The organism is Mesorhizobium sp. M7D.F.Ca.US.004.03.1.1, assembly GCF_003998635.1.
Lineage (GTDB): Bacteria > Pseudomonadota > Alphaproteobacteria > Rhizobiales > Rhizobiaceae > Mesorhizobium > Mesorhizobium loti.
In genome coordinates this window covers 1-2,154 of record NZ_RZQG01000962.1, presented here as the reverse complement: position 1 = coordinate 2,154, position 2,154 = coordinate 1, and the positions used below count along the sequence as shown (strand labels likewise).

The 2,154-nt window shown below is 60.2% G+C and carries 3 protein-coding genes and 1 pseudogene; 3 read left to right on the top strand and 1 reads right to left on the bottom strand.

Annotation, left to right across the window (positions count from 1 at the left end):
• Nucleotides 1–177: pseudogene (locus tag EN935_RS32515) on the top strand (3-deoxy-8-phosphooctulonate synthase); the annotation flags it as partial.
• A gap of 28 nt (nt 178–205) precedes the next feature.
• On the opposite strand, the gene EN935_RS32510 reads toward EN935_RS32515, so the two are convergent.
• A complete protein-coding gene (locus tag EN935_RS32510; protein WP_127263515.1) occupies nt 206–889 on the bottom strand; it encodes a hypothetical protein in 684 nt (227 codons plus the stop codon).
• A gap of 145 nt (nt 890–1,034) precedes the next feature.
• Here EN935_RS32510 and EN935_RS32505 point away from each other — a divergent pair, with 145 nt between their 5' ends.
• Together EN935_RS32505 and EN935_RS32500 are read left to right on the top strand one after the other, a co-directional pair.
• On the top strand, nt 1,035–1,238 hold the full coding sequence (locus EN935_RS32505; RefSeq protein ID WP_027045027.1) for a dodecin family protein: 204 nt from the start codon (nt 1,035–1,037) through the stop codon (nt 1,236–1,238).
• Nucleotides 1,239–1,323: 85 nt separating this feature from the next.
• The gene (locus EN935_RS32500; RefSeq protein WP_109672337.1) at nt 1,324–1,689 is read left to right on the top strand and encodes a PRC-barrel domain-containing protein; all 366 of its coding nucleotides are present in this window, start codon (nt 1,324–1,326) and stop codon (nt 1,687–1,689) included.
• Nucleotides 1,690–2,154: the final 465 nt, after the last annotated feature.

Genomic DNA, 2,154 nt, shown 5'->3' with positions numbered 1-2,154 from the left:
GTCGAGACGCTGGCCCGCGCGGCTGTCGCTGTCGGCGTTGCCGGCGTGTTCATCGAGACCCACCAGGATCCGGATAATTCGACCTCTTCCGACGGCCCGAACATGCTGCCGTTGAAGGACATGCCGGCCCTGCTCGAGCGGCTGATGGCATTCGATCGCATCGCCAAGGGCCTCTGAAACGTCCGAGGATACTTCCGGCATCGCATCAATTGTTCTGGCCCGACCGCCTCATGTCGATCGCGAACACCGCATAATAGTCGACGCCCGGCATCGGCGCCGTGACCGTCAGGATCCAGCGGACATTACCGTGCTGGCGCTCGTAGACCGGCGGTCCGTTGGATGGCAGCGCGTCCGCCGGGATTGCGAACGCAAAGGGGATGCCCGCGCTCGACTGCACCGAACCACGCGGGACGACGAGCTTTTCCTGGTATTTGAGTTCTTCCTTGTAGGTCGATTTGTCCTCCGCGATGGTGTTCACAATTGGTCCGCCGACGCGGTAGGTGCGAATGCAACGAAGTAGGACGGTGTAGTCGCCGCTGGGGCTGAGGTCGCGGCTGGAGCGAACCAGGCCCTCGAAGTGTCCGCCGGGTCTTGCCGGGCCGGCCTGCAGTGTCGTCGCACCGAATTTGCGCACGCGCAGCGTGTCGCGGATCGCCTTTGGCAACGCGTAGAGCCCGATCACCCCGAACACGACCGGTACGAAGACGAGCGGATTGAATTCGCGGTCGGTCACATCGAAGTTGAGCGGCAGCTCGAAATACCAGGGGATCAGGATGGCGATCAGCACCATGGCGCCGGCAAAGAAGTAGCCGCTGGACGCGTTGGCGGCATTGGCGTCGACCACCGGCGGCTGCGCCGCTGCTGGCTGCTGACTGCGCCTTCGGGCCATTGCCGCCTCCCCAAACGACTGGACGCCCCTTCAATGCCACGCCGGGCGGCGGCATGACAATGGTCCCAGGGGCGCCAGCGCTTGTGATCGGCATAAGCCGGCTGTACGCTTGCCCGGCAAATGAGCGTTTTGGCAGGAGGAAGCCATGTCTGTTGCCCGCGTCACCGAAATCACATCATCGTCGAAGAAGAGCTTTCAGGACGCCATCGAAAAGGGAATTGCGCGCGCTTCGAAAACCCTGAAGAACGTCGAAGGCGCCTGGATCCAGGATCAGAAGATCGTTGTCGAAGACGGCAAGATTGCTGCCTATCGCGTCAACATGAAGGTCACCTTCATCCTCGCGGAGTGAACCGATCGTCGCCGAAAAAAGTCGGGAACTTTCGCCCGCGCCCCTCATTGTCAAAGCATAGATCAACGACAATGAGGAGCACATCATGACAACCCAGACGGGCCACACCCAAGCCATTGCCGCTTCGCGAGTCATCGGCACTTCGGTCTACAACACCGAAGGTAAGAGCATCGGCAGCATCCAGGACGTCATGCTCGACAAGACGTCGAACGGCATCATGTTCGCGGTGATTGGTTTCGGAGGCTTCCTCGGCATCGGCGAAAAATATCATGCCATTCCGTGGGCCAGCCTCGACTATGACGAGGACAAGGGCGGCTATGTCGTGCCGTTCTCCAAGGAGCAGTTGAAGGCGGCGCCTGCCTATTCGATCAACGAACTGACCGACGCGGATGGCGAGACCGCTCGCGACGCCTCCTACGACTACTACAAGGTCACGCCTTACTGGCACTGACGGCTCAAAACCAAAATGGCCCCGTCGAGACGGGGCCATTTTGGTTTGATGTGGCAGCTATTCGCTGATGTGCACGGGGGCCATCGCCTTGGGTGGCGACTGCTGATTGTCGCACGACGTCAGGAACGCAGCCGCGATCAGGAACAAACTCACGATACCGCTCAACTGGGACATGGCGAAACCTCCTGTTTCGCCCCGCGCACCCACATCATAGCCGCAAGCCGGTCCGCCGTACATGACTTATGATGACAGCGATTTGCGCTTCGTGAATCGTTCGGGGCTGACGCCACGGCAATAATTGCGAGCCGGCCGATTGCCTTTTGCAGCACTTTGGCTAAGACGTGCGCGACATCAGTCAGATCAATCGAGGACATCGCAATGACCGCCATCATCGACATTGTCGGGCGTGAAATCCTGGACAGCCGTGGAAATCCGACCGTCGAGGTCGATGTCATTCTCGAAGAC